At 45.2% G+C, this 25,302-nt stretch carries 28 protein-coding genes; 12 read left to right on the top strand and 16 right to left on the bottom strand.

What is annotated here, in order from left to right; genetic code table 11:
* Positions 1 to 94 precede the first annotated feature (94 nt).
* Complete coding sequence (locus T3H97_RS03450; RefSeq protein WP_250243141.1) at positions 95 to 529, bottom strand: hypothetical protein; 435 nt, start codon at positions 527 to 529, stop codon at positions 95 to 97.
* Positions 530 to 819: 290 nt separating this feature from the next.
* Between T3H97_RS03450 and T3H97_RS03445 the strand changes: the two genes are divergently transcribed.
* Positions 820 to 1,284, top strand: a complete 465-nt coding sequence (locus tag T3H97_RS03445; RefSeq protein ID WP_013369372.1) for a MarR family winged helix-turn-helix transcriptional regulator — start codon at positions 820 to 822, stop codon at positions 1,282 to 1,284.
* Between the two features lie 176 nt (positions 1,285 to 1,460).
* Here the strand turns inward: T3H97_RS03445 and T3H97_RS03440 are convergent, their stop codons facing one another.
* The 7 genes from T3H97_RS03440 to T3H97_RS03410 form a co-directional block, all read right to left on the bottom strand.
* The gene (locus T3H97_RS03440; protein WP_328801702.1) at positions 1,461 to 3,053 is read right to left on the bottom strand and encodes a glycoside hydrolase family 32 protein; all 1,593 of its coding nucleotides are present in this window, start codon (positions 3,051 to 3,053) and stop codon (positions 1,461 to 1,463) included.
* A gap of 106 nt (positions 3,054 to 3,159) precedes the next feature.
* Entirely contained in the window at positions 3,160 to 4,659 is a 1,500-nt protein-coding gene (locus T3H97_RS03435) for a glycoside hydrolase family 68 protein (protein ID WP_328801701.1), read from the bottom strand.
* Between the two features lie 609 nt (positions 4,660 to 5,268).
* Positions 5,269 to 6,783: an MDR family MFS transporter gene (locus T3H97_RS03430; RefSeq protein WP_025722893.1), complete on the bottom strand. Its 1,515-nt coding sequence runs from the start codon at positions 6,781 to 6,783 to the stop codon at positions 5,269 to 5,271.
* Positions 6,784 to 6,956: 173 nt separating this feature from the next.
* Positions 6,957 to 8,516, bottom strand: a complete 1,560-nt coding sequence (locus T3H97_RS03425) for an ABC transporter ATP-binding protein (protein ID WP_328801700.1) — start codon at positions 8,514 to 8,516, stop codon at positions 6,957 to 6,959.
* A gap of 56 nt (positions 8,517 to 8,572) precedes the next feature.
* Positions 8,573 to 9,160, bottom strand: coding sequence for an ECF transporter S component (locus tag T3H97_RS03420; RefSeq protein WP_328801699.1), 588 nt, complete (start codon positions 9,158 to 9,160; stop codon positions 8,573 to 8,575).
* Between the two features lie 157 nt (positions 9,161 to 9,317).
* Positions 9,318 to 10,076 carry an energy-coupling factor transporter transmembrane component T family protein gene (locus T3H97_RS03415; protein ID WP_328801698.1) on the bottom strand — a complete coding sequence of 253 codons (759 nt, stop codon included), beginning with the start codon at positions 10,074 to 10,076 and terminating at the stop codon, positions 9,318 to 9,320.
* A complete protein-coding gene (locus T3H97_RS03410; protein ID WP_328801697.1) occupies positions 10,060 to 10,656 on the bottom strand; it encodes a GNAT family N-acetyltransferase in 597 nt (198 codons plus the stop codon). Before T3H97_RS03410 ends, T3H97_RS03415 begins: the two co-directional genes overlap by 17 nt.
* Positions 10,657 to 10,855: 199 nt before the next feature.
* On the opposite strand from T3H97_RS03410, the gene T3H97_RS03405 reads away from it, so the two are divergent.
* A complete protein-coding gene (locus T3H97_RS03405) occupies positions 10,856 to 11,170 on the top strand; it encodes a helix-turn-helix domain-containing protein (RefSeq protein ID WP_025722639.1) in 315 nt (104 codons plus the stop codon).
* Positions 11,125 to 12,009, top strand: a complete 885-nt coding sequence (locus T3H97_RS03400) for an IS3 family transposase (RefSeq protein ID WP_134902449.1) — start codon at positions 11,125 to 11,127, stop codon at positions 12,007 to 12,009. Before T3H97_RS03405 ends, T3H97_RS03400 begins: the two co-directional genes overlap by 46 nt.
* 82 nt (positions 12,010 to 12,091) lie before the next feature.
* On the opposite strand, the gene T3H97_RS03395 is transcribed toward T3H97_RS03400, so the two are convergent.
* Positions 12,092 to 12,385, bottom strand: coding sequence for a hypothetical protein (locus tag T3H97_RS03395; protein WP_328801696.1), 294 nt, complete (start codon positions 12,383 to 12,385; stop codon positions 12,092 to 12,094).
* Positions 12,386 to 12,726: 341 nt separating this feature from the next.
* On the opposite strand from T3H97_RS03395, the gene T3H97_RS03390 reads away from it, so the two are divergent.
* Both T3H97_RS03390 and T3H97_RS03385 read left to right on the top strand, forming a co-directional pair.
* Positions 12,727 to 13,206: a GAF domain-containing protein gene (locus tag T3H97_RS03390; protein ID WP_025719270.1), complete on the top strand. Its 480-nt coding sequence runs from the start codon at positions 12,727 to 12,729 to the stop codon at positions 13,204 to 13,206.
* 90 nt (positions 13,207 to 13,296) lie between these two features.
* Complete coding sequence (locus T3H97_RS03385; RefSeq protein WP_025719268.1) at positions 13,297 to 13,770, top strand: hypothetical protein; 474 nt, start codon at positions 13,297 to 13,299, stop codon at positions 13,768 to 13,770.
* A gap of 64 nt (positions 13,771 to 13,834) precedes the next feature.
* Here T3H97_RS03385 and T3H97_RS03380 read toward each other — a convergent pair whose 3' ends face one another.
* Positions 13,835 to 14,599 (bottom strand): MerR family transcriptional regulator, encoded by a 765-nt coding sequence (locus T3H97_RS03380; protein WP_025719265.1) that lies wholly within the window; start codon positions 14,597 to 14,599, stop codon positions 13,835 to 13,837.
* A gap of 249 nt (positions 14,600 to 14,848) precedes the next feature.
* Positions 14,849 to 15,220 carry a MerR family transcriptional regulator gene (locus tag T3H97_RS03375; RefSeq protein ID WP_025719263.1) on the bottom strand — a complete coding sequence of 124 codons (372 nt, stop codon included), beginning with the start codon at positions 15,218 to 15,220 and terminating at the stop codon, positions 14,849 to 14,851.
* 353 nt (positions 15,221 to 15,573) lie between these two features.
* On the opposite strand from T3H97_RS03375, the gene T3H97_RS03370 reads away from it, so the two are divergent.
* The 3 genes from T3H97_RS03370 (at position 15,574) to T3H97_RS03360 (ending at position 17,512) form a co-directional block, all read left to right on the top strand.
* On the top strand, positions 15,574 to 16,038 hold the full coding sequence (locus T3H97_RS03370) for an AbrB/MazE/SpoVT family DNA-binding domain-containing protein (RefSeq protein WP_061831296.1): 465 nt from the start codon (positions 15,574 to 15,576) through the stop codon (positions 16,036 to 16,038).
* Between the two features lie 420 nt (positions 16,039 to 16,458).
* The gene (locus T3H97_RS03365) at positions 16,459 to 16,965 is read left to right on the top strand and encodes a hypothetical protein (protein ID WP_328801695.1); all 507 of its coding nucleotides are present in this window, start codon (positions 16,459 to 16,461) and stop codon (positions 16,963 to 16,965) included.
* A 214-nt stretch (positions 16,966 to 17,179) separates the two neighbouring features.
* On the top strand, positions 17,180 to 17,512 hold the full coding sequence (locus tag T3H97_RS03360; RefSeq protein ID WP_328801694.1) for a hypothetical protein: 333 nt from the start codon (positions 17,180 to 17,182) through the stop codon (positions 17,510 to 17,512).
* A 180-nt stretch (positions 17,513 to 17,692) separates the two neighbouring features.
* Here T3H97_RS03360 and T3H97_RS03355 read toward each other — a convergent pair whose 3' ends face one another.
* Positions 17,693 to 18,259: an NAD(P)H-dependent oxidoreductase gene (locus tag T3H97_RS03355; protein ID WP_328801693.1), complete on the bottom strand. Its 567-nt coding sequence runs from the start codon at positions 18,257 to 18,259 to the stop codon at positions 17,693 to 17,695.
* 421 nt (positions 18,260 to 18,680) lie between these two features.
* Between T3H97_RS03355 and T3H97_RS03350 the strand changes: the two genes are divergently transcribed.
* The 4 genes from T3H97_RS03350 (at position 18,681) to T3H97_RS03335 (ending at position 21,229) form a co-directional block, all read left to right on the top strand.
* Entirely contained in the window at positions 18,681 to 19,592 is a 912-nt protein-coding gene (locus T3H97_RS03350) for a helix-turn-helix transcriptional regulator (RefSeq protein ID WP_328801692.1), read from the top strand.
* An 87-nt stretch (positions 19,593 to 19,679) separates the two neighbouring features.
* Positions 19,680 to 20,030, top strand: a complete 351-nt coding sequence (locus T3H97_RS03345) for a nuclear transport factor 2 family protein (protein ID WP_328801691.1) — start codon at positions 19,680 to 19,682, stop codon at positions 20,028 to 20,030.
* A 32-nt stretch (positions 20,031 to 20,062) separates the two neighbouring features.
* Entirely contained in the window at positions 20,063 to 20,350 is a 288-nt protein-coding gene (locus tag T3H97_RS03340; RefSeq protein ID WP_025722293.1) for a DUF1330 domain-containing protein, read from the top strand.
* A gap of 84 nt (positions 20,351 to 20,434) precedes the next feature.
* Positions 20,435 to 21,229: an SDR family oxidoreductase gene (locus T3H97_RS03335; protein WP_023986947.1), complete on the top strand. Its 795-nt coding sequence runs from the start codon at positions 20,435 to 20,437 to the stop codon at positions 21,227 to 21,229.
* A gap of 153 nt (positions 21,230 to 21,382) precedes the next feature.
* Here the strand turns inward: T3H97_RS03335 and T3H97_RS03330 are convergent, their stop codons facing one another.
* The 4 genes from T3H97_RS03330 to T3H97_RS03315 are packed head-to-tail and all read right to left on the bottom strand — an operon-like array spanning position 21,383 to position 25,007.
* The gene (locus tag T3H97_RS03330; RefSeq protein ID WP_328801690.1) at positions 21,383 to 22,801 is read right to left on the bottom strand and encodes an aldehyde dehydrogenase family protein; all 1,419 of its coding nucleotides are present in this window, start codon (positions 22,799 to 22,801) and stop codon (positions 21,383 to 21,385) included.
* A gap of 42 nt (positions 22,802 to 22,843) precedes the next feature.
* The gene (locus T3H97_RS03325) at positions 22,844 to 23,272 is read right to left on the bottom strand and encodes a universal stress protein (RefSeq protein ID WP_103046949.1); all 429 of its coding nucleotides are present in this window, start codon (positions 23,270 to 23,272) and stop codon (positions 22,844 to 22,846) included.
* A gap of 27 nt (positions 23,273 to 23,299) precedes the next feature.
* Positions 23,300 to 24,511: an MFS transporter gene (locus T3H97_RS03320; RefSeq protein WP_328801689.1), complete on the bottom strand. Its 1,212-nt coding sequence runs from the start codon at positions 24,509 to 24,511 to the stop codon at positions 23,300 to 23,302.
* Positions 24,512 to 24,551: 40 nt separating this feature from the next.
* On the bottom strand, positions 24,552 to 25,007 hold the full coding sequence (locus tag T3H97_RS03315; RefSeq protein ID WP_103046948.1) for a MerR family transcriptional regulator: 456 nt from the start codon (positions 25,005 to 25,007) through the stop codon (positions 24,552 to 24,554).
* Positions 25,008 to 25,302: the final 295 nt, after the last annotated feature.

The raw sequence follows: 25,302 nt of genomic DNA, 5'->3' as shown, positions 1-25,302 counted from the left end.
AACCCCGCTCAAGGTTTACTGGTGCTTCTTACTTCATAAAACATTTTTAGAACTAAGAAACAACCACCTAATCGACATTGCGTCATCAATTGGGTCAAATATGGATGCTTCCAGAAAATCCATCCACTTCGTCCTCAGGTTGTTGATCAGAGCTGACGTTGTGCTCCTCCGTCGTGTTAGTGTACGTTTGAGAGGAGCCATTTTTATAAGCTTCGCTCCAGTCTTCGTTGATCGTGTGTGCCGGGATAATCCAATCTTCGGGGCTATAACCTGGATTATGTACACCTATATTTCCTTGCAAACCGGGATATTCATCCGGTTTAGAGAAAAGAGTCCCTACCTCAATCATGCTTCCTTCATAGGCTTGGCAAATTTCCAATGCAGACAGCACATCCTGGTTCTCAATATGAACACTGAGACCTGTGTCACCATTTGTGCTGGCGGAGTATCCAATTTCCTTTAATGTTTCACAGGCTTGGGCGGCTTGCTGTGGATCACGAAATTGAAAACGGAAAGAACCTGTATCCATGTGTTTCATCTCCTCTGAAGTAGCTTATTTGGTTAATTGGGGTTCATCAAGCTAGGTATGTTATTTTTAATATAACCAACCAGAACAGTATTTTTACATTCAAAACCTTTACTTTTCAAAAATTTACTTTAAAGCTTTGAAATTAAATAGTTAAAAAAGCAGCTACTGTGACAAATCGCATGTTTTCACTACGTAAATCCCTTTATGCTAGTAACAAGGGTATGGTTGCCCGGTCATCCGAGCCGAGCGGTCAAAGGATGCCCAAATCCATACATAAAGGCGGAATGAAGATGATAGATTACCGAACATTGGTGACACAGCAATCCATGCATTTGTATAGCGTGTTTGCCAAGTCATTCAAAAGTGTAAACGAACATGCGGTTGCTGGCATCAAAACGGTGGGCTTCAACCCAACGGCCTTCGCCGTGATGGAAGTTTTATATCACAAGGGCGCGCAGCCAATCCAACAAATTGGAGCAAAGCTGCTTCTGCAAAGCGGAAATGTCACTTATGTTATCGACAAACTGGAAAGCCGCGGTTATTTGCACCGTCACCCGTGCGACCAAGATCGTCGGATTATATATGCAGAATTGACGGACGAAGGACAACGTGTCATGGACGAAATTTATCCTGATTATACACGTCAAATTGAACGTGCCTTTAGCGGAATCAGTGAAACCGAAAGAGATCAACTCATCGGCTTGCTCAAAAAATTGGGCCGTAGCGCTGATAACTTGTCACCTTATCACAAATAGAATGAATAGTAATTTTAGCAACTAATCGTTTGTGAATAAACGAACAATCTTATAGCTGTGCTAAAACGAAAATTTAGATTTACACAGAAAAGTCCACCCTTATATTCATGGGTGGACTTTTTATATACCAGAATAGAGCGAAATATGCCCAAGCTTACGAATAGCATAAGTACCTGCTATCGGCTAAAATGTTTGACCACTACATTGTTAAACACAGCCGGACCGCCATCGGAAAAAAGAGTAATTTTCTGATCCTCTAACCGTGGAAATATTAAAGAGGAATAAGCTACTTCTCCACCATCTACAAACACTTCAATGCTGGTTTTATCGACGAGAATGTTCAGGTGGACCTTTTTCTTATTAGCATCAAAAGGCGCCTTGCTCTCTACATATTTTCCACTCTGATCCGGCTGCCCGGTGTTGGCTCTATTTACGTAGGAGTATTGACCGTCCACTGAGACACCCACATCGACATGACGCTTGCCATCCGTCGACTCTCGAAGCCTCAATCCTACATTTTTAATCGTGGACCAAGATACATCCGCCTCTAACTGATAGGCATCGCCTGCTACCGGAAGCCGGTGAGCACCCTCTACTTTAATCGTTCCTAATGATTCTTTGGATGTTTGGAATCGCTCCAAATTGGGTACCGGCTGTGAAACCAAACGATATCCACCATCTGCCGTATGTTTCAGTCGAATTTGGCGAACAATCGAATCCATTCCATTGAAGCCTTCCTTCAGGGTAGGCGTGTTATTGGCATAATCCCAATTGTTCATCCAGGCCAGAGCATAACGGTGACTGTATTTATCTTTGTCTTTTCCTTCCTCAAACGTAACTGCACCATACCAGTCAAACCCGTAATCCAGCCACTCAGGTTCACTGTGATCAGGGAGAAATGCTTCTCCATTAAAATCTCCCGTCCAATAGGCATACGTGTTGGGTCCGCCTGTTGGTTTGCTATTGGCGCTCGCGCCCAGAATCCATTGATAGGTTCCATCATCCGCCCGCATCCGGTAAAGGTCAGGACATTCCACAAGCCCGATATTTTCCGTTTGAAAGCCGCTCGTAAATTGCCAATCCTTTAAATTTTTAGACTTATAAAAGCCAATCTTCGTTCCCTCTGCCATGACCATCATCCATTGATTACGTTGAGTATCTCGGATGATTTTAGGATCTCTAAAGTCCTTTGTACCGGGGTTGGACATCACAGGCTTGTTACGGTAAGAAGTAAACGTCTTGCCTTTGTCTTTACTGTACCACAAAAATTGTTCCTGCTTTCCGCCATCTGCTGAGGGCTGTGTGACAATGGCTACCAGCGTGCCTTTTCCAAAACCTGCGGTATTATTATTATCGATCACGACCGAACCGGACCAAGGATCTCCATTCGGGTTCGTATATTTGGGAATCGCCACCCCTTCATCTTTCCAATGAACCAGGTCGGTTGATGTGGCATGTCGCCATTCTGTACCGTTCTTTTTGGGATAGTCACGATTATATAAATAGTAATAATGATATTTTTCATCGAAATAAATGGGCCGTTGGGGGTCATTCTTCCACTTATCCGGAACGGTAAAATGATAGGCTGACCGATAGGTCGGTGTTGTATGCTTACTTTGATTCGCTTGATTTTTTGGAGTTGCAGCAGATTTTGGGGGTTCGGCTGTATCCTGTTGGTACATACTCCAACCCATAGCTATGAATATAGTTAAGCCTGTGATGACTACAACGGATCGTATCCAAATGCTCTTGGGAGCTTTTTTTCTCATTATGACGATCCTCCTTACCTCTCATTGCATCGTTATGTATCGTCCGAGGAACGACTGATTGGTAAGCTACCAAGCCGCCGTCTTCGGACATACTGCATATACCTACTTATTTCTTGCCATACTCATTTGGGGATTCTTTTTTGTCATTCGCTGGATCAACCGTGATTTGCCCTTGCTCCAAAATACCATTTTTCACAACAGACGTTTTCGAGCCTTTAATATTCAGCAGGAAGCTTGGCGCGAAAGTAGATTTGTGATCCGGGAAAAGCCCACGATTGGTCATATAACTCGACACGACTACGTTATTGCCTTTGCCTTGCGGGATAGCAAAATGGGCATACGTCCAGGTAACATCATCACGATCCAGATCCTGATGAAGAACGAGACCGGTTCCATTCAGCGGTTTATAAGGCCCTGTCAAGGAAGTAGAAACATAACCCAGCATGTAAATATCATCGTCACCGATCGCATCTACAGTCACCTTGGAACCTCTTGTACTCGTAAATAAATACCACAAACCGTTCATTTTGAACACATTCGCCCGTTCAATTTCATCTGTTACCAGATTGGATGCAATCAAAGGAGGCATTACATTTTTCAACGTATAATCATCATTCAATTCCACGATACCCAGTGCGCCGTTCGCCAGCTCAGCTCCCTTTTTCTTAGGGCTTTGCAGCAGGTTTTGTTGCTCTTCCGTGAAAAATTTCTTATTGCCGCCATAATAAGCTGGGTTTTGAATCGAATCTTCGCCCTGATAGCCTGTTTCTGTCCCTGTGTTCGCTTCAAATATAATATATTTGTGGCCTTGATCCTCGACATAGTGAGGGTCTCTAAACGTATGGTTATCCATATCTACACCGACGCTTTGCTGAACATTTTGATAGGTTTTCCCATCTCCACCGTCATAGATCGATTTCAAATCCTCGACTCCATCTATTTTCAGTGTCTTATCATCAGGCTGAGAGACATTAATTTGAGCCGTGCTCAAGGTTTGCTTGCCGTATAATTTGTTATTCGGATCATAGGGCTGTCTGCTGGTATAGAATAAACGTACTTGTCCATCAGCGGTTAAGGTAGCTGAACCTGACCATTCTTCTGACTGATTTTTTAGAATCGGATCGTTGGCAAGCAGTTTATCATTGTCTTTAAATACTCTGCCAGCGTTTTTCCAGCCGCTCAGTGAAGTATTGCCCGCTTTTTGATAGAACAGGTATATGAATGTATCCTCGCCTCTTTTAGGATCGCCTGCCAGTCCAAAAACGATATTGTACCCCTTGTAATTGGCTACTGTGCCATCGGCATTTTGTAACGGCCAAGAGTCCCAGACATCGAAATCAATCAGCTTGCCTGAGCTGTCGCGACCAATAGCAGAAGGAATATTTTTAATTGTAGACGCATCGAAGGACGGAACCTCATATTTCTCTTTGCCTTGCTGTTTGAAAATATTCAGCATGTCATTACGCGTAATTTGCGTAAATGCATTGTCTGTTTTGAGATCAGATGCATCATTTTCCTCGGCAAAAGCCTGAACGCCGCCTCCTAACAGCAAGGTAGTTGCTACTGTTGCAGTGGCTGCTTTACTGAACCATTTGTTAAACTTCAAGTACTCCATCTCCCTTAATCTAATTATGCTTCTAGATTTGAAATCCAACTTTTTGGTTGGTAGGGCCATTTTATATGGTATGTCAAACGATTGATATAGACTGAAAAGCCCTATTATGTGTGGTAAGAAAACAGGTTCCTCTATGAATTTCATCCTCATATTTTCCTAGTAATTTTCTGAAAATTCCTATTTTTTCATTCCTATTACATTCAGAAAAATTTGCTACTTGATTTTTTTCCGTGTCCCATTTTACTAGGTTGGTTGCTTCATTCACATGCAAAATCGTTCTAAAATAAATCATACAAAGCCCAATTTGTAAGCGGGTTCAAAAAAATAGTTCCTTAGTACCCTATAGTTCAATGCAGAAACAGATTTTTAGTTACAATTTTTTAAGACTTTTTTACCACTTTGTAACCTATAACATATGAATATATCGCAATCTCTAGGGGATTTTTATTTACTTTTTGTATATTGGGGAATTTATCGGTCCTATACGAGGTGGCTTTTTGCTGAATCCGTAGGAGGAGAGACCTTAGATATAAAGAAACAGCCCGGCCACTTATTGGTGTACCGGACTGTCTCTTTATCATGAAAGATTTATATTATTTTTTATGCGTGTTCTCTTTGGGGTGTCTTTACGCGCTGATCTGCCTCTTCTTCCGTACCTGGCGGACGGTTCCGCAGTCCGAGGACGACAAACCAGCTAATCACTGCAATAACGACCATGATCACGAACAGGGAATGCAGACTGTTTTCCAGTACAGAACGAAGCAATCCGGCAACCTTGTCACTTAGACTCTGTGAAGCATGAGGTGCAAGCAGACCGTTAATATCCTCCTGCGTAACCCCTTGCTGTGTAAGCTGTCCGTCTGCTGTCTGGGCAGCAATGCGATAATTCAACAATGAACCGAAGGCTGCAACCCCGATCGTTTGCCCCAACGTACGCAGGAACGTATTCAGTGCTGTAGACGCGCCACGCAGTTGGAATCCGACCGAGGACTGGGCAATAATCGTAAACACGGTTATCGAGAAGCCGAATCCCAGTCCATACAACAATGTAGACAGGAATAGCAGCCAGATCGGAGCCGTTTGGCCCATCAAGGTCATGACGAAGGCACCCAATACAATCAGGGTCAGCCCGATCAAAGAGGTTCGACGCGAGCCCAGCGTCAGCAAAATGCGTCCTCCGATCATAGAGCCAAATAGCCAGCCTACGGACATTGGAGCCAGCGCGAGACCCGATGAAGCGGCATCTCCACCGTGTACACCTTGAATCCATAGTGGAAGATAGCTAGTCAGTCCGATCAGCAGGGTGCTGACTAACAGTGCTGCAGCGCAGGAAAAGGCGATATCCCGTATCCGAAATAGCTTTAGTGGCACCATCGGTTCCTGAGCGCGTTTTTCAATAACCAAAAACAGAATCAGGAACAAAATGGCTACCGCAGCCAAGGCCAGCAATTCAGGAGAAGCCCAACCGATATACTGCCCGCCCAGTGCCAATACGAGCAAGAGAGCCGTCATCCCGATGGTAAAGGTAACCGCTCCCGGTACGTCGATACGCGCGGTACGCTTGCTTACCTGTTCACGCAAGTAACGGGCGATGAAGAACATAGCCAGCAATCCAAAAGGAACGTTAAAACCGAAAATCCACTCCCAACCAAAATAGGTGACCACATAACCGCCCAAGAGTGGCCCGATCAGGGAAGAAATTCCCCATACTGAGCTGATCATGCCTTGGACTTTGCCACGTTCCTCCATTTTGTATATATCACCGATGATGGTAAAGGTAACGGGAATGACACCACCCGCACCAATCCCCTGAATGGCCCGGTAGATAATAAGCTGCTCCATAGTACCAGCTATCATACAAAGTAAAGAGCCAAGTACAAACAACGAACAGCCGATTAAAAAAATGGGTTTTCGGCCAAACAAATCGCTAAGCTTTCCGAAAATAGGTGTGGTCACAGCCATCGTCAGTAAATATGCCGTAAAAATCCAGCTGAGCAAATTCACGCTGCCCAGTTCACTAACAATCGTCGGTCCCGCTGGACCGATAACCGTTCCTTCAATTGCGGCCAAAAAAGTGGCCAATAGAACACCTGTCAGCACGAGTCCGCGCTTCATAGGTTTATCGTCTCCCAAGCAAATCACAAATCCTTTCCTTATAAAAACTGTGTTGTATCTGTGCGGCAAGCCTTTCCTGAATGGATTATAACCCTCACTGCATAATCGTAAACAGGCGGCCTATATAGGCCGCCTGTTTTGTACGATGTATATATAATATTGTCTACATATCGTTAATTTTTGTCAACTGTAATCGTATGATCATTCCAGCTATTTTCCGTTTTATAGAGATACCCCTCTTCCATACGAAGAACATGGCTGGCAAAGCGTTCAGCTATCTGCAAATCGTGGGTGATGAACAGAAAAGCCGCGCCTTCAGCAGACTGCTCTGTGCACATATGGAGCAGGATGTTTGCCCCTTCGTAATCCGTTCCCGCAGTCGGCTCATCCAAGATGTAAAGCTTTTTGGGGAGGATGAACTGTGCCGCAACGCTCAAAAGCCTTTTTTCACCTCCACTTAGCAGGTACGGCGAGACCTCCAGTCGGTGATCCAGCCTGGCGGCTGTCAGTAAGCGATGCGCCCGTTCCACATATGCGGCGGGAACCGGCTCCCCGGTCCGTAAACCAAGCTTGGCGCGAACGCTGTACAAGCACTCCTCCCACACCGTTGCAGCTGCAAACTGATGCTCTGGCTGCTGGAACACATAGCCGATTCCGGTAGCTAGCTGGTGAATGGGCAGCTTCGCCATATCCTGCCCCTCCCACCACATGCACCCCTTCGGTGCAGGGAGTAGGCCCATGAGCAACTTACCGAGCGTGGTTTTACCCGAGCCGTTCTCACCCAGCAGCACGGCTCGTTCGCCAGGTGCAAGGGCAAGACTCACGCCCTTGAGCGCCGGGCGCTGGCTGCCGGGGTAGGTGAAGGGCAATCCCTTCACCTCCAGCAACGGCTGTCCAGCGCGGTCCGCCGCTGAGCCGGGATTCACCCCCGGCTCACGCAGCATGTCTCCCCTCCCTGCCGGAGAGGGGAGCAGCCCCAAGGCGGCCAGCTGCGCACCATGTTCGCGCAGCAGCGTTTCGGGCGGACCCTGCAGCTGCACGGTCCCGCCCTTCAGGACGATGATGCGCTGCGCTGCACGCGCATCATCGTCTATACGGCCGGACGCAGTGACCACCGTCCGGCCTTCGGCATGGAGCCGCCGACATAACAGGGCGAAGTCGCGTACAGCCGGCGGGTCCAACTGCGCAGCTGCGTCGTCGAACACGACCAGCGGCGCTTCCAACGCCAGTACCGCAGCAATCGCGGTACGTTGGCGCTGGCCTCCCGAGAGGCGCCGCACGAAGGAGTCGCGCTCGGGAGCTAGGCCGACGGCCTCCAGCGCAGCGGCAATGCGCTGCGCTATTTCTGCCGGAGGCACGCGCAGGTTCTCCGGCCCAAAAGCAATCTCGTCTTCGACGATTCCCTGCACCAGCTGGGCATCTGGGTCCTGAAGCACGACGCCGACAGTGGTGGCGACAGTAGCCAAATCAGCGGTATCGGGGTCCATCCCGTACACGGTCAGCTCCCCCGTCCGTTCGCCTTCACCGGAACGGGACAACCCGCCATGAAGTAGCTGACAAAGCGTAGACTTTCCACTCCCACTAGCTCCAACAATGGCTACATGCTCGCCCACCGCAATGTCCAGTGTCAGACCATATAAAGCTGGCTCCACCTGATCATCATACCGATAGCCAAAATTCTTCAAGGATATAGCTATTTTACTGCTAGAGTTATCATCGTTATGTTCATTCATAATTGAAATATCCTCGATCCCCATTGTTGAAGATATAACCACATGTATAGCCACGGCTATGCACGTGAAGCGCGTCCCAGTTCAAAACGTTTTAACAGTCCCGTACGATTTAAGGCATCGCCCAGCACTTTCGTCAGCAGACCGCACAGGACAATGCCGCTCAGGATTCGAACGACCAGTGCTATGGTCAGCACCTTCCACCCCCAATGCATATAGCCAAACATATTGGCTGCGACAATAAACCACAGCGGAACCATAGCCCCACCCACTAGCATCAGCGAAACTGCGTTCCAGCGTCGATACCGCAACAAGGCAAATACCAACTCAGCCGCAATCATATAGCAGACAGCCGCCGCGATAATAGAAGCAATTCCATAGGCAGAGCCCATAAAGGATTGCACCACCGCGCCAAATGCATAAGCAATAACCGCCGTACCCGGCTTACGAATAATATAATAAGCCAACAAGCCGTATATCATGTACAGCCCGACAATAGCGGAAGTTGCGATAGGCCCTCCCAGACTGTTTAATGTTTTGTTAATGAGCGACAAATACACGGTCATGACGCCGTTCAACGTGGCCAGCATCGCCATGAGCACGATATCCAGCGTTGTTAACTTTGCAAACATACGAGATTCCTTCATATGTATTTCTTGACTCCTCTCCCTATCTAATCTATAAGATTACAGCTCTGATCCTTGTACAAGCTGCTACTGTATAAATGTATTCATCTGCGGCCTTATTGTCAACCTAATTATATTTTACAGGTTGACAATAAGGCCGAAAATAAGAGGCTTCACTTTATAAGCTCCACCATAAAACAGCCGTAGCTACTACAGCAGTCATAGCACATAAGTTGCCTACACGCCCATTGTTCAGTGTACGAAGATATGTCCGTTCTGCATAAGCGCCGAAACCTTTGCCCTCCATAGCCAACGCCGTCTGCTGAACCCGCCTTACAGCATTCACCAACACGGCAGCCGCATACCCGCTCCACCATGATAACCGATTGCTCCACCCTCGTGGTGGTTCCTGTCCACGAACACGCCGTGCTGCCATAATTGTTCGCCCTTCTTCCTCCAATAAGGGGAGAAACGTCAGTGCCACTGAAATACCGAACGCAAACCGATAAGGAACACGCAAGCGCAGATTCAATGCCTGCACAAAATCTCGGGGATCGGTCGTCGAGAGATAGATATAAGATGCCAAAAACAACACAAAAATCCGCAACGTTAACGCCCCTGCGATATCCAGTCCCTCTGCTGTAATGACAATGGGTCCCCATGAAGCCACGGTATGTCCTTCTCGAATCGCTAGGATAGACAGTAAAAAATACGGGATGCCTAACCCAATCAGGAATGACATAGCCCGAAGCTGGCGTGCTAAGGTCAAACGTGCGCCCAAGCCAGCCACAGCAATCAGTACAGCCAAGAGAGCTGCTTCCCGCAGCGTCGAATCCCAAGCCATCGACAGGAGGCTAAAGCATCCCACCCATATTAGCTTACTTAACGGCCCTAGCCTGTGCAGTGGTGATGAACCGCCGTTATACTGAAACAGCATTTCGTTGTGCCTCCAGTCTGAGCCATTCTTCATGCAGTAAAGAATACATCAGCATATCCTTAAAGCCTGTAGATGTATGCTGTACCTGCCGCAACAGTCCTTCCTGTGTCCAGCCCATCGAGGACAGCAGAGCTTGCGAGCCTGTATTGCGCGGGTCCACCAGCGCTTCGATCCGATTCAACCGAATCGTGTTATACCCGAATAACAGCACCAAGCGTAGCGCCTCGGTCATGTAACCCTGTCGCCAATAAGGCTTGGCTATCTCATAACCAATCTCAGCTTTATAAGCTCCCTCTGTCTGCCAATAATTAAAACCACAGCTTCCAATTAACTTTCCGCTCTCCTTCAACTCTATTCCCCAGCGCAACGCATCCTCCGTCTTCGCCAGCTCATTCAACAGCTCAATCACATCCTCTGCGTCCTCACGCCCTGACATACCAGAAAGGTTCATATAACGGTGAACCTCCGGGTCAGACCAGCAAGCGAACATCGTAGCCGCATCCCCGCTTTCCATCCTTCGCAGCCGAAGACGCGAACTTTCCAGCGGTGGTATATGCCCCTTACATGCATATGCACACATGTTCCATCATCCTTCCAGCATTAAAATGACAATAAATATACGCTACATTTAAGCATACACCTTCAACAAACACAACCTATTTAAAGCTGAGAAGCTTATATATAAAAATAGCCCTCCTGTTCCTTGAAGTGCACCCCTTAGAATAGACATTGGAATAAACCCCTGGTTTATCCGATGAAATCTAAGGGGTGCATTTTTTATGCCGGCGAAAAAGGGAACAAAGTTTAACGAGTATACGTTTGAAACCAAGGTAGAGGCCATACGACTCCATATTGAAGAAGGTTGGACGTATCGTAGACTCATGGAGAAGTTTGGGATCGCAGATCGACATCGATTAAAAGAATGGATGCGCAAATACAAGCAACTCGGTGAATTCGGGCTCATGGACCAGCGAGGACGGCGTAAGGAGTATATCGATCAGGATAGGTATGTACAGAAGCTGAGACGGGAAAATGATATGCTAAAAAAGTGTTTGGAAATCTGGATACAGGAGATGAAGCACACAAATATATAACCATTGAGAAAGCTGCGAAAGACTATCCTATTAGCAAACTGTGTACGCTTTTCAAAGTCTCCAGAAGTGGATATTACGCCTTCTTAAAGCGTAGAGGAGCAGATCGAGATCGGGACGCGAAAGCACTTGTGAAGAAAGTGTATGAGCAGTATAACGGGGTCTACGGCTATCGCCAAATTCAACTATTTTTGCAGCACGATCATGGAGTCTGGATGAACCATAAAAAGGTACTCCGGCTCATGCAGGTCTTGGGAATCCGCTCACAAATTCGCCGGAAACATCGCTGCAACTATGCTTCCTCTACGAAAGGTCGTGTGGCGAAAAATCTGCTAAAACAGGATTTCAAGGCGGACAAACCTAATCAAAAATGGGTCACAGATATCACGCAATATCGTGTGGGGGATTGCTGGCTATATCTGTCTGCGATTAAAGACTTGTTCAATAACGAAATTATCGCGTACCAGATGAGCCATAGAAATGATAACGAACTGGTTTTACAGACGTTTCGACAAGCCTTTAAACAGCAAAAAGACGTGACTGGCCTCATCGTTCACAGCGACCAGGGATTCCAGTACACGTCCCATGCGTACCATGACATGTTGCCAAAGGTTGGCGCCCGGATCAGCATGTCTCGCCGAGGCAATTGTTATGATAATGCCTCGATGGAGAGCTTCTTCTCGCATCTCAAAACGGAAGGGCTCTACCCATATGATATCCGAAATATGGACGGGGCACAAAGGAGAATAGAAGAATATATTCGATTTTACAACCAATGTCGACCACAACGAAAGTTAAATAAGCTGCCTCCGAAAGAGTATCGGAAGCAGCTTATAGCCTAGGGTCTTTTTTCAGTGTCTATAAAATGGGGTCTTGACCACCTAGGATTAGGAATTAGAAGGGCATCTTCTATATTATAAGAGATTAAACCGTGGTGCGAGTCGGTTTCTTCACAACATCCTTGTACAGTATGCCCAGCATCGACTGAATTTCCTGTAATTCATCGATCCCTGCGCCGGTAATGCTGAACATATCATCATGCGGTGTCAGAAAGTTTTCCTGCGTCAGGTTTTCAAGCTCCTGCTTGACCTCACGTTCTCCTACACGGTAACCGCGCTCTTCCAACACAGGTTGAATATCTCTTATCGTGAGATCGTTCTGATGTGCATAAGAAAGCATCTGTATACGGATAAACAAGTTCTGAACATCTGCATGCATAATTGTAACTCCTCCCTGGCCTAGGCCAACCATGTTACACTGTTTTTACCCATAGAGGATAAGCTGGAAACAGATGAGGACAACCCTTGCTGAATTACTTTCTATATTGTTTGCCCCGCTAAAACGTATAGCCTTCTCCTTCCTAGAATGATTCTGTACAGAGGTTAGTGTACGGAGAATACCGAAAGGTTACAGAGTGATTTTCCACTTGACTGAATATATACAATCGTTATATCTTAAATTAATTAACCAATGGTAAAAGCCAATTGCATAATTACCTATTTTTGGCGATATATACAACCCTTAATGTGAAAATTTAATGTTAGGAGCGTGAACTCTACATGTTTCAAGCTATACCTTACGAAGGCACACGTCATGAACAATTCGAATCGGTTCTCGGACAACTCCGGGCACTTATTCATGATGAATCCAATACCATTGCCAATTTGGCAAATGCTTCAGCATTACTTGGTCATTTCCTTCCAGATATTAATTGGAGCGGCTTCTATCTTTATGATGGCACAGAGCTTGTACTTGGTCCTTTCCAGGGCTTACCTGCATGTATACGGATTCCATTGGGACGTGGCGTATGCGGTACCGCAGCAGCAGAACAACGAACGCTTGTTATAGATGATGTTCATGCGTTTCCAGGACATATTGCCTGTGACGCTGCTTCCAATAGTGAAATCGTTATTCCCCTTGTCAAGAATGGGGAGCTGATTGGAGTGCTGGACATTGACAGCCCACTAAAAGGCCGCTTTGATCACGAAGATCGCGTATTCCTAGAGGAATTTACGGCTATTCTGGTAGCCAGCCTATAACCAAAAATAGCGCATATATATCGTCTTCCTTCGCCACAATATAGGAGGGTCTGAAACCCAAAACTATCCGGCGAAGGAGATTGATGATTCATGTACAACAACATGGCTCCACAACAACAACTTCATCAATGTGAACAAATCATGCAACAATTGGTACAACAAACACAGCAAGGAACTGCCATGTATCAGCAGTTGCTGCAACAAGAACAACAAAATGCATCCAGTCTTGAAAGCCTGGTGCAACGTGAACGAAGCGCAGCTCAAATGATCCAAACTGCAATTCAGCATCACCAGCAGGCTATGCAGCAATACCAGCAAGTGATTCAACTGTGTAGTCAGTTGGAAAACTCCATCCGTTCCAGCAGTCAAATGACTCAGCCCGGATTTGGCGATAGCTTTGCTTCCCGCAGTATGCAACCAACCTCCTTTAATACAGGAAGCCACATGAATCACAGCTTTCCGCAACATATGGGAACGACTGGACAGCATTTCGCAAGCAGTGGCATGCAACATTACGGAAACAGCAGCCAGCAAGGCATGAGAACAGCACAAAGCAGCATGTAAGCTGCTTTACACACAAAAAGGGTAAACAACAAGCCATCGGAATTGGCTTGTTGTTCACCCTTTGTTAATTTAATTCCCGTTCGGCTAGAACCTTCATCCCGTCTCGCAAATACTCAGCCAGTCCGGGGCGATAGCCTTCATACATCTTATTGAAATCCTCATGCTCCACATACAAATCTCCCAGCCCGCTATAAATTTCTGCTGTAGGGGTATAGAATCGGCTTACCCATTGAAGATGACGGCGGATTAGCGCCTGTACTTCTTCACTGTTATGCTTCAATCCTTTATTCATGGCTTCTGCCAGCCGCCGATGAATCTGATCAGCCTCTGCCTGCGAATCCAAATAATCCTCTTTGCTCCAGTTCTTCGTCGCCGTCTTGCTCTCCTGAATTGTTTCCTGAGCCTCTTGACCATAACGGTCTGTCAAATCCCGTTCATACATTTCCTGCTTTTCCGGATTAAATCCTTGGTACAAGTGCTCTGGTTTCATTGCTTGTTCCCCTTTCAAATGAGCCACCGTTTCGTCGATGGTCTGTAGGAGAGTATGCAAGCGGAAGACTTTGGCCTCAACCTTGGCTCGATGCTCTTGCAAAACCTCGGCTTTTTGTTCCTTGGTTTGCTCCAGCACATTTCCAATTTCAGATAAAGGCAAATCCAGTTCCCTGTACACCATGATTTGCTGAAGCCTCAACAGTTGTTCCTGTTCGTAATAGCGATATCCATTATTTCCAATATGATGCGGTTTCAGCAATCCGATTTCATCATAATAATGCAAAGTTCGTACGCTGATTCCCGACAGATTAGACACTTCCTTCACCGTATAAGCCATTCCGCTTCACCTCCCTTGCTTGACAGTCTACAGTCTCACGTGGCGTGAGAGTCAACACCCCCACTTGCCCACCTTGGTACTACACTTTTACCCTATAAGCGCGTTGTGAACCGCCCATTTTCAATACTTACGACCTAGAATCTGCATCTTTAGATATCTATGCAAAAAAGCCCTCCAGCGTATTGCAAATATGCCGTGGGCTCCATATATTCGATTTGACTTTACCACTATTTACAGATCAAACGATACCTAAGAGAGACTTTTCCCCATAACCACATGATCATAAAAAGCTATCTTTTGAATAATTTTCTCCAAATTGTGCTGCGTTTGTGCCACATGTTCTTCTACTTTCCTTTTGTGGGCTACAAGGAAATCTCTTCTCTCTTGGATTGTGGCTTCTCCTTTTACATTTAGCTCAAGGTATGCCTTAATTTCTTCAATAGTCATCCCTGTATCTTTCATAGCCATAAGGAACCTAATCCAATCGATTTGTTTTTCAGTATATACCCTTCTTCCACCTTCATCCCGACCCACATCAGGTAATATGCCTTCTTTTTCATAATAACGAAGGGTAGATGCGGGCAATCCGCTCTTCATTTGAACCTCTTTAATGGAGTACATGGTTATTCCCCTCCTCGTTCTTTTATTTTCTCTTCAAGTCAGCTTTAACGATAAGTATAAGTTTTCATAGTAAAGAGTGCAAAATTAGGTTGTTCCCTGTAATAATGTAATGCACAGCTCCTTATCCCGTGTTACTAAAAATTTCATTGCCACCTAGAATATTCTTTATGAATATATATCGGAAATTCTTTATAATCTCCTCAACACGTTTCTTTCAATAACAAAACATATTTTGGCAATTACTTGTATACTTTTCAACAGTTTACTAAATATATGCGATTGCTTCTCTAAGCCTATTCTTTTTTATCATAACTATTTAGTATTATAAGGATATAAAAAAAGGAGGTTATCATTTGAAAAGTACAGGTATGACACGTCCCCTAGATGCGTTAGGCCGCATCGTTATTCCCAAAGAAATGCGAATTTCCATGGATTATAATGTGGGTGATCCTGTTGAGATTTTTGCAGATGAGGAAACTGGTATTCTCGCCTTTCGAAAATATACTGGGGTGACGTGTAAAATGTGTGGTTCAACAGAACAATTAACTTATTTTAGAGACAGCTTTATTTGCGGGGAATGTATTGAAAGTTTAAAGAAGGGGATAAATTTCAGCCCTATCCTAAGACCAGCCAAATCAGCTTTATCCAACTCACAACGATCTAATAAAGAGTCCAAACGTCTACGGCGATCGACACAACAGATGATCGAAAGTCTAAAAGAATTAATGCAAAAACACCCCAATGCTGCACAGCACGAATATGCCAAAATACTTGAGGTTTCCCAAGCCCGTATATCCCAGCTCAAAAAAATGCTCTAACTACAGCTTGATACCCTACATAGATATACACCAGAGATTTCATCATGTGCAGCTACTTTTGAACCGTGATACGCAGCATCATAGCTAACCGACAAAATGCCTAAACGTCCATGCGGAAATTCCAAACCAGGTATAAAGAACCACTGCATGACTTGCAAGCGAGAACGCCTATAAGCAGAAGGCTATGCTACATTTAATAATGGTTCCTGAATTAAAAAATGACCTTCTTTAATTAGAGAAGGTCATTTCATTTATTTATTCATTTTTCTATAGTAAACCACCGCACACTTCTAATGTTATTTTTCAATTAATCCACTTTAACCCCAAAAATGTAAAAAATATTTTACAACTATGATTTATCACCAAAAAAAGTAAAACTGTTTTTACATATGGTTGTAAATAAGGACGGGTGAATCTAATATGAACAAACCTGCTCAAATTATTTCTATTCTTATACTTTCCATAAGTGTAAGTGTGTTTGCTGGTTGTGGAAAGCAAGAAACAACGGATACATCTACCAATGGAACAATACCAACAACCTCAGGTACGGTAGTAAAAGAAGGAACAGATCAACCAGTCGCCATGCAAAACTTGGACGAGATCAAATGGAATGATGTTGAAGACCCTCTAATTGAGGATGCCATGATAGCAAAACTCAAAGCAGCAATAGCTGCCTTCGTGTCAAAAGATTTGGATCAATTCCATGCTGCGCTCGGTCCAGACGTTGGAACAGGTCACGATTACCTCTTCGATCATCCGGTGAAGTTTACTGGTATTGCTGAAGCTATGAAAGAAAATAATCGGATATTGATACCCATTGTAGGGGAACGGCTGAATAATGAAGAAGGATATTCACCCGATATACGATATACCTTTTACTTTGAAAAAGATAAATATGGCGCATGGCAAATTGTTTCAATTGATTAATTAAATTCTCTAAGATGCATTTATCTCGATTTATAGCAATATTGCCCATTCCAATCAGTACGTTTGCACATATGATGTCACAAAATTCAATCTAAAGGAGAGATACACACCTTGTCTAAACATTCTTCTCATCGTTCGATGGGGCCGTTACAACCACATTTCGCGACCAACTACTGAAGTGAGTAATTTTGTTAATCTATGGGGAATATTTACTGTGAATGGTCAACAGATCGTTGCTTTCGTAAAAAGCGTAGATCCCGCTAACAAATCTATGTTAGTGCTATATCCTAATGGCACACAGTCTTATATAGATGTTACTCAAATCAGTCAGGCTCAGGGCCCTTATCCAAGCATGCCATCTATTGCAGGACAAAGCGGTGGTCAAGGCGGTGGATCGCATTGGCCTCCTCATAATCAAGGCGGCGGTCATCAGGGTGGTGGCTCACAATGGTGGCCTCCTCATGGTCAAAGCGGTGGTCAAGGTGGTGGGTCACAGTGGCCTTCCAGTGGATCTCGTAGCGTCAATCGGAAAAATCGGAAAAACTAATGCCTAACCCTTAGTATGGCAAATTGATGCTTGCCATGAGCGAGTGTCGATTGGAACACATTTAATATTGGACCAACCCAAAAGGCATCGCCTGGAGATGCACGCGATGCCTTTTGGGTTAGCCACTGGCTACTTCGATTCCCCTAATGCTTAATCCTCTGTCCCTAAAACATATTTCCATTAGGCTTTGCTGGCCATGTCTGCAATCTGGCGAAGCCACTTCTTACGCGTATCTTCATCAGATTGAGGTACCGACTCGAAAAATAGATGATACATGATATCAAGTCCACAATATTCAAATATGCCTTTGTCAGACGTCAAGCGAAGGGCTTGATCCATACCATTGCTGGCATATTCCGCATGTGATTTTCCTTGTGTATTGAGGATAATGGCTTTCTTTCCCTTGAGTAATCCCATCTGCACTCCATTTACATATTTATAAGCAAATCCGTAAGAGAATACGCGGTCTATATACCCTTTCATAATGGCTGGCATCCCGGTCCACCAAATCGGATAAATAAAGGTGATCACCTCTGCCCATTGCAAAAACTGCTGTTCCCGCACAATATCTTCTCCGATTCCTCCAATAATCTCGCTACTGCTGACTACAGGTTGAAAGCCGATATCATACAGATCACGAACCACCACATCATGTCCTTTTTGCTTTAGCCCCTCCACTGCAGTGGTCAATATTGCATGATTAAAGCTTCCCTCAGATGGATGCGCGTAAATAATAAGATGTTTCATCTTTTTCTCCTCCATTTACAAATAAAATGAGTGATTGATCAATTACTTAACTTCATACTTCTTCATCTAACTGAATCTTTATCAATCCATAGTTCCAATAAAGATACGTTTAGTAAACTTGAAGCAGTATCTTACTCAGCTCATGAATGTTACCTCGTTGCTTGATAATCAATTAGTAATTGATCAATCACTAATTAACTGGCCTTAGTATAGTTTATTCCTTTTTATTTTGCAAGTGCTTTTGGTTCAACTTTATATAAAAGATTGTAAAAAGATCTGATCCAAGGCAGTGTTATTATCGCTGTCCAAAGAAAATAAAGTCCCCCAGTTGCTGTCCATTAAGGTGTGATGTCAATAATCACTTAATATGACTTTATAATGTCATGTTATAAGGTGTATGCTACCGAGAGAGGTGAAGCGTATGCCGTTAAGCAGACATTTTGAAATCGTTTATATGTTACTCCATAAGAAAAAAGTGACTGCTAATGAATTGGCAGAGTATTTTGAGGTTTCCACACGAACGATTTATCGGGACATAGATGCCTTAAGCGCAGCTGGGATTCCCATCTACAGCAGTAGAGGCAAGGGGGGCGGAATATCATTGATGGAGGGTTATGTCTTTAACACCTCTTTACTGTCCGAGCAGGAACAAGATGATATCTTAATGGCCCTTCAGAGTGTGGCTACAGCTACCATCCCACAGGTAGAAGAAGTGCTGAACAAATTAAGTAGGCTTTTTAAAAAAGACATGGGTAACTGGATCGAGGTAGATTTTTCGCCATGGGGAAGCCAAAACAGCCAGAGACAGCTATTCACTCTTATACGCAACGCAATAATCACAAACCATGTTATAAAGTTCCGCTATTATAACGTCGCCGGGGAACAGAGTTATCGTAGCGTCGAACCTGCCAAGCTCTTGTTTAAAGATAAATCCTGGTATGTGGAAGGTTACTGTTTAAATACCGAAAGTTATCGTGTATTTAAGATTAGCCGAATGAAAGAGATTGCAGTTACCGAAATTAGTTATGAGCCAAGAACAGTCGTAGCATCTACAGATACAAAGATGAACGACTTGCTTCATACCATTGAAGTAACTCTTCACATTTCAGCTCAAGGAGCTTACCGCGTATACGATGAATTTGCTGAGAAAACAATTACTCAGAGGGAAGACGGATCTTATACCGTCACGGCACAATTTCCTGTAGGCAATTGGCTGGACAGTTATCTGCTATCCTTTGGTCCCCTCCTTATAGAGGTTAGCCCCGAACAAGTACGTACAAGAATATTGTCTCATTTAGAAACGATGAAAAGAAATTTAAATGATCCTCTATAATATGACACCATGTAGTCATATTATTACTGCTATGATGAATTTGAAGTTATCGCTCACAACATACTCACCATAGGAGGTTAAGAATCAATGAATCCACATAGATCCATGCCACCAGCAGTAGAAACTTACTTTACATCAGCGAACAAATCCCGGCTTGAAGCATTTACTTCCGCTTTCGATAAAGATGCGTTGATCTTGGATAACCATCGCGAAATCAAAGGTATGGAAGCCATAAAATCATGGTGTGAAGCAGAAATATTGGAGCCGAATGTCACCTTTGAGATCGTGGATATGGATGACATTAATAATACCATCGTCGTAATTGCGAAAGTAGACGGAGACTTTGATAAATCGAATCTTCCTGACCCACTCCTACTTAAACATCAATTTCTAGTAAACAACAATAAAATTAAAGAACTGATTATTACACTTCCATAAAGAAATTTTAAAAAAAGAAAGGGAAAACGTATATGCCCGCTTATGTTGTTTTTATACGTGAACAGAGTACCGATCAAACTGAACTCCAACTCTATTCTGAGTTGGCACCGGCAGGTTTGGCGGGACATTCCGTCAACCCCCTAGCAATGTATGGCGCATACCAAGTCCTCGAAGGACCCGATATTGAAGGGCTGGCCATCTTGGAATTCCCCACTTTTGAGGAAGCACAAGCTTGGTACTTTAGTCCAGCCTATCAAAAAGCCCTAAAGCATCGACTGCGCGGAGGGCGGTACCGGGGTGTCATTGTCGAAAGTTTGTAAGGTTCGCAAGACAAGTGAACTCGGAGTGGAGATACCTAGAGGTATTTCTCAACCACATTGTAAAATTTAGGAGGAATTATTCGCATGAGTTTTCAATTAGAAAGCATTTTAAGTGAGTTTAAAGGCAAAAGAGCCTTGGTCACAGGCGGTACCAAAGGAATGGGAGAGGCTATTGCTAAGAGACTTACGGCTGCAGGTGCTACCGTAATAACTACGGCTCGAACGACTCCAGTTAATTTAGAAAATCCAGACCTGTTTATTCCAGCCGATATTAGTACGCCTGAAGGTGTAGATCAAGTAGTAAACAGTGTTCTTGAGCGCCTAGGCGGTGTAGATATTCTTGTCAACAATGTTGGAGGCTCGTCAGCCCCATCCGGGGGAGCTCTTATCTTGACAGACGAGCATTGGCAGCAAACTTTTAACGCCAATCTGTTTGCTGCCGTCCGTTTAGACCGTGGATTGCTGCCGGCTATGGTGGAAAAGGGTTCCGGTGTTATTATTCATATTTCATCCATTCAACGTCGCTTGCCGCTATATGATGCAACGTTGGCTTATGCTGCGGCCAAAGCAGCTTTAACTACTTACAGCAAAGGGCTATCCAAGCAGTTTTCACCTCAAGGCATTCGTATTAATACAGTTGCGCCAGGCTTTATCGAAACGAAGGCAGCACAAAGTTTGATTGATCGGATTGCTGAGACGACAGGTGACCGAGAAAGTGCATTAAAGCAACTGATGGACTCGTTGGGAGGAATTCCAATTGGTCGTCCAGGACTACCAGAAGAAGTCGCTGAGCTTGTTGCTTTTCTAGTATCCGACCGGGCTGCTTCAATTACAGGAAGTGAATATAATATTGACGGTGGAACAGTTCCAACGGTCTAAAACTCAAGTTAATCACGCTTTATCCAAATATTTTCAGTCTAATACTTTATTTTCATCTGACAATCGCGCAAAAGGTGAAAAAAAGCCCATCTAATGAGCAGACATACGCAAAACGTACTATCTATGTTCATCAGATAGGCTTTTATATAACTACTATCGTTTAATTACGATCAGCTTTGTCTCCAGCATTTCTTCCATGGCGTACTTTACGCCTTCGCGTCCGGTGCCGCTTTGCTTCACACCGCCATACGGCATATGGTCGACACGGAAGCTTGGAATGTCATTGATCACCACGCCGCCAACCTCAAGCTTGTCCGCTGCATCCAGTGCAGTCGTGATATCATGTGTGTAAATTCCCGCTTGCAGGCCATAAATCGAATTATTCACATGGTTTACGGCTTCATCTATAGAGCTAACAGAATGAATCAGCACAAGCGGGGCAAACACTTCACGACAGGACACCTTGGAAGTCGGGTCCACATTAAGCAAAACCGTCGGCTCCAGAATACCTCCCTTGGCTTGACCACCCAGAGCGATCCTCGCACCTGCTTGAACCGCTTCTTCCAGCCACTCACGGACACGTTCGACATCCTTGGCTGAAATAAGCGCGGATACATCCGTGTCCGGCTCTAGCGGATCTCCAACTTTTAAACGTTGAGTTGCTTCTATAAATCGGGATACAAAGGTATCATACAATTCATCAGCAACGTAAATACGCTGAACCGAGATACATACCTGCCCCTGATTGGCAAAGGCTCCGCTCACACAACGGTCGATGACCGCGTCCACATCCGTATCACGGTCGATAATAACGGCCGCGTTGGAACCCAGTTCCAGCGTGACCCGCTTCAAGCCAGCTTTGGAGCGAATTTCTGTACCGACCGCCGGGCTACCGGTAAAAGTGATATAGCTGACGCGCGGATCAGTGACAAGTACGTCGCCAATGGTTTTACCATCGCCGCTGACCACGTTAAGAGCGCCCGCAGGCAATCCAGCCTGCTCCAGCAGCTCTGCGATCAGGTAAGCCGACAACGGCGTCTGCTCCGCAGGCTTTAATACGACCGTATTGCCTGCTGCCAGCGCGGGACCCACTTTATGAGCGACCAGGTTCATCGGGAAGTTAAATGGTGTAATAGCTCCGACTACCCCTACAGGTTCTTTGAGCGTGTAGGCCATACGGCCCTCGCCGCCCGGTGCGGCATCCAGGGGAATGGTTTCCCCGTGAATCCGTTTGGCTTCTTCAGCTGCGAACTTGTAGGTTTGCACCGTCCGGTCAACCTCCGCCAGCGCAGCTTTCCATGGTTTTGAGGCTTCACGTGCAATGATGCGCGCTGCATCCTCACGCCGCTCTTCCAGCAGGTCAGCCAGCTTCTCCAAAATGGTTGACCGCTGGTGCGCTGGCATGGCCCGCATCTCCGAGCGTGCATTAGAGGCCGCTTGAATAGCAGCCTTGGCATCCTCTGACGTGGCCTCTGCCACCTCAGCAATGATTTCCCCGGAATACGGTGATTTCAACGTCGCGTACGATGAAGCTGTTTTCCATGCTCCACCAATAAATAAATGCTGCTGCATGCTTTTCCCTCCTTCTCTTGATATCAACGTTCCTTTTACCATCTATTTTACCGTCAACACCGGACAAGGTGCATGCTGAATCACATGATGGCTCACGCTGCCCAGTATCATTTCGGAAACAAGTCCTTTTCCCCGTGTTCCCATAATGATCAGATCCACCTTTTCCTGATCTGCAATTTCACAAATGATACTCGCTGGATTACCATGACCCGCTAGCATACGGCAAGGGATGTCCGCGTCCTTTAAATAGTCAGATGCAGGTTCTAAGATATGACGCCCCTCCTCTTCGATCCGTTCATCCACATCCACCCCAATCGGGGGCTCATTCATGGATAGAGCTGGGTTTACATGCAATACAGTCAGATGCGGATTCCCCTGAAGCTGTTTAGACAACGTTTTGGCTGTCTCCAGCGCCTTCATAGCGTGTTCCGAACCATCAATCGCGACCAGAATATGTTTGTACTCGCTCATACTCTTTTCCTCCTCAGAAGTTCAATCTTAGTGTGCATCCACTTGAATATCCTGCATATGTCGACGACGTACGATCAGCACAGCTACACCAATCAGTACCATCAATGCTCCAAAATAAAACGGGGTTTCTGCTGAGTACCACTCTGACAGCTTCCCTGCAAGCCACGGCGAAATTGCCCCGCCCAAAAAACGCATGAAGCTGTAGGCCGCAGATGCTGTCGAGCGCTCCACTGGAGCAGCCTGCATAACAGCAGTTGTAATCAATGTATTGTTAATCCCCAGAAAAATACCAGCTACAATGACGGCGACAATGACAGTCGTTGGCGAGCCAGCTACCGTCCCAATCGCCATAACACCTAAATCAATGGCAAATAGCGTCAGCATGATACTAATGGAAGATACCACGCTCAAGCGTGCTTGAATCTTTGGTGCTACAAACACCGAGGTAAAGGCCAGCATAATTCCCCAGCCAAAAAATACATAACCTAAACCATGCTCGTCCAGATGCATTACATATGGAGAATACGCCATCAACGTAAAAAATCCAAAGTTATATAACAACGCTACAATGCCGAGCGTGAGTAAAGCTGGATAACTAAGCGCTTTGAACGGATCGGCAATGGAACCGCGTTTTTTGGGCTTTGGAATCGAAGGCAGCATAAACGTAATGAACAAAAATCCCACTACCATCAGTCCGGCTACACCGAAAAACGGACCACGCCAGGAAATGGAGCCTAACTCACCGCCCAGTAGCGGACCCACTGAAATCCCGAGGCCCAAGGCCGCTTCATACAAAATAATTGCTTTAGCTGTTCCAGAAGTAGACAGACCTACAATCGCAGATAACGCTGTTGCGATAAACAAAGCGTTCCCCAAACCCCAGCCTGCTCGGTAGCCTACAATTCCGCCAACTGTATTGGCCGTGCCGCCCAATCCGGCAAACACAATAATAAATAAAATCCCGGTTAATAGCGTCCATTTGACACCCAATCGACTTGATACGACGCCCGTAATCAGCATCGCAACGCCTGTCACCAGATTATAGCTGGTAAACAGCAATGACACTTGGCTTTTCGTAGCATGAAGCTGATCGGCAATGGCCGGAAGAATCGGATCGACTAATCCCAGACCCATAAATGAAATAACACAAGCAAAGGCGACCGCCCATACGGCTTTAGGTTGAGACAGCAAGCCTGAGCGTTCTTTTAACTCTTCAGGTAATACATGTTGTGAACTCATATTATGATGTTACCTCCACATCTGAATGTAAATGTTCTTGTTATGATGGGTCGTGATCAAGTTCCTCATCCAGAAGAACCTTGCGTTCACGCACCCTGACCCGCAACCCCTCCAGCTCAGTCTGGATCATACGGATACTGTTGATTTTCCCCTCCATTAATTCCAACTGTTCGTTCAGTGTACCTTCCATATCCTCCAACATGGCCCGTCGTTCGTTCGGTTGCAAATGCTCTGTTCGCTCGCGATATTCCTCCCGCTGACCTTTGAGCATTTCCGCTGCGGACATGTAACGCTGAAGCTCTTGCAAGGAGAATCCAAGTACTTCCTTGGCACTCACTATTTTTTTTAATAAATCTACATCCTCCTGCGTATACAGCCGCATATTTCCTTCACTACGCTGCGGGGAGGGCAATAAGCCAATTTCCTCATAATAACGAATGGTTCGCTTCGTCAGACCACTCTGTTTGGCGACCTCATCAATTTTATACGTAACCATGACACCCACCTTATGAAAAAGATTATATATAAATACTACGCCTATATAACGTTAACGTCAACGTTAACTTTAATATATAAAGAAACCGCCTCTGTTAGAGACGGTTTCTGGTTTGACCTACACGGTCATAGACCCGAAGCATCGGTGCTCAAGCCCATGAATATAGCTTTAGATGAAACAAGTACGAGTGATGATAACCAGTAAAATGAAGAGAACCAGAATAACACCAGTGGAGGTAAACATGTTACAACCGCCACAACCTCTATCTACTTCACCCATCTTAAGTTCCTCCTCC

This window comes from Paenibacillus sp. LX16, assembly GCF_036252815.1.
Lineage (GTDB): Bacteria > Bacillota > Bacilli > Paenibacillales > Paenibacillaceae > Paenibacillus > Paenibacillus polymyxa_B.
Note: the sequence above shows the minus strand (reverse complement) of the source record. Positions and strands in the feature narration are given on the sequence as shown.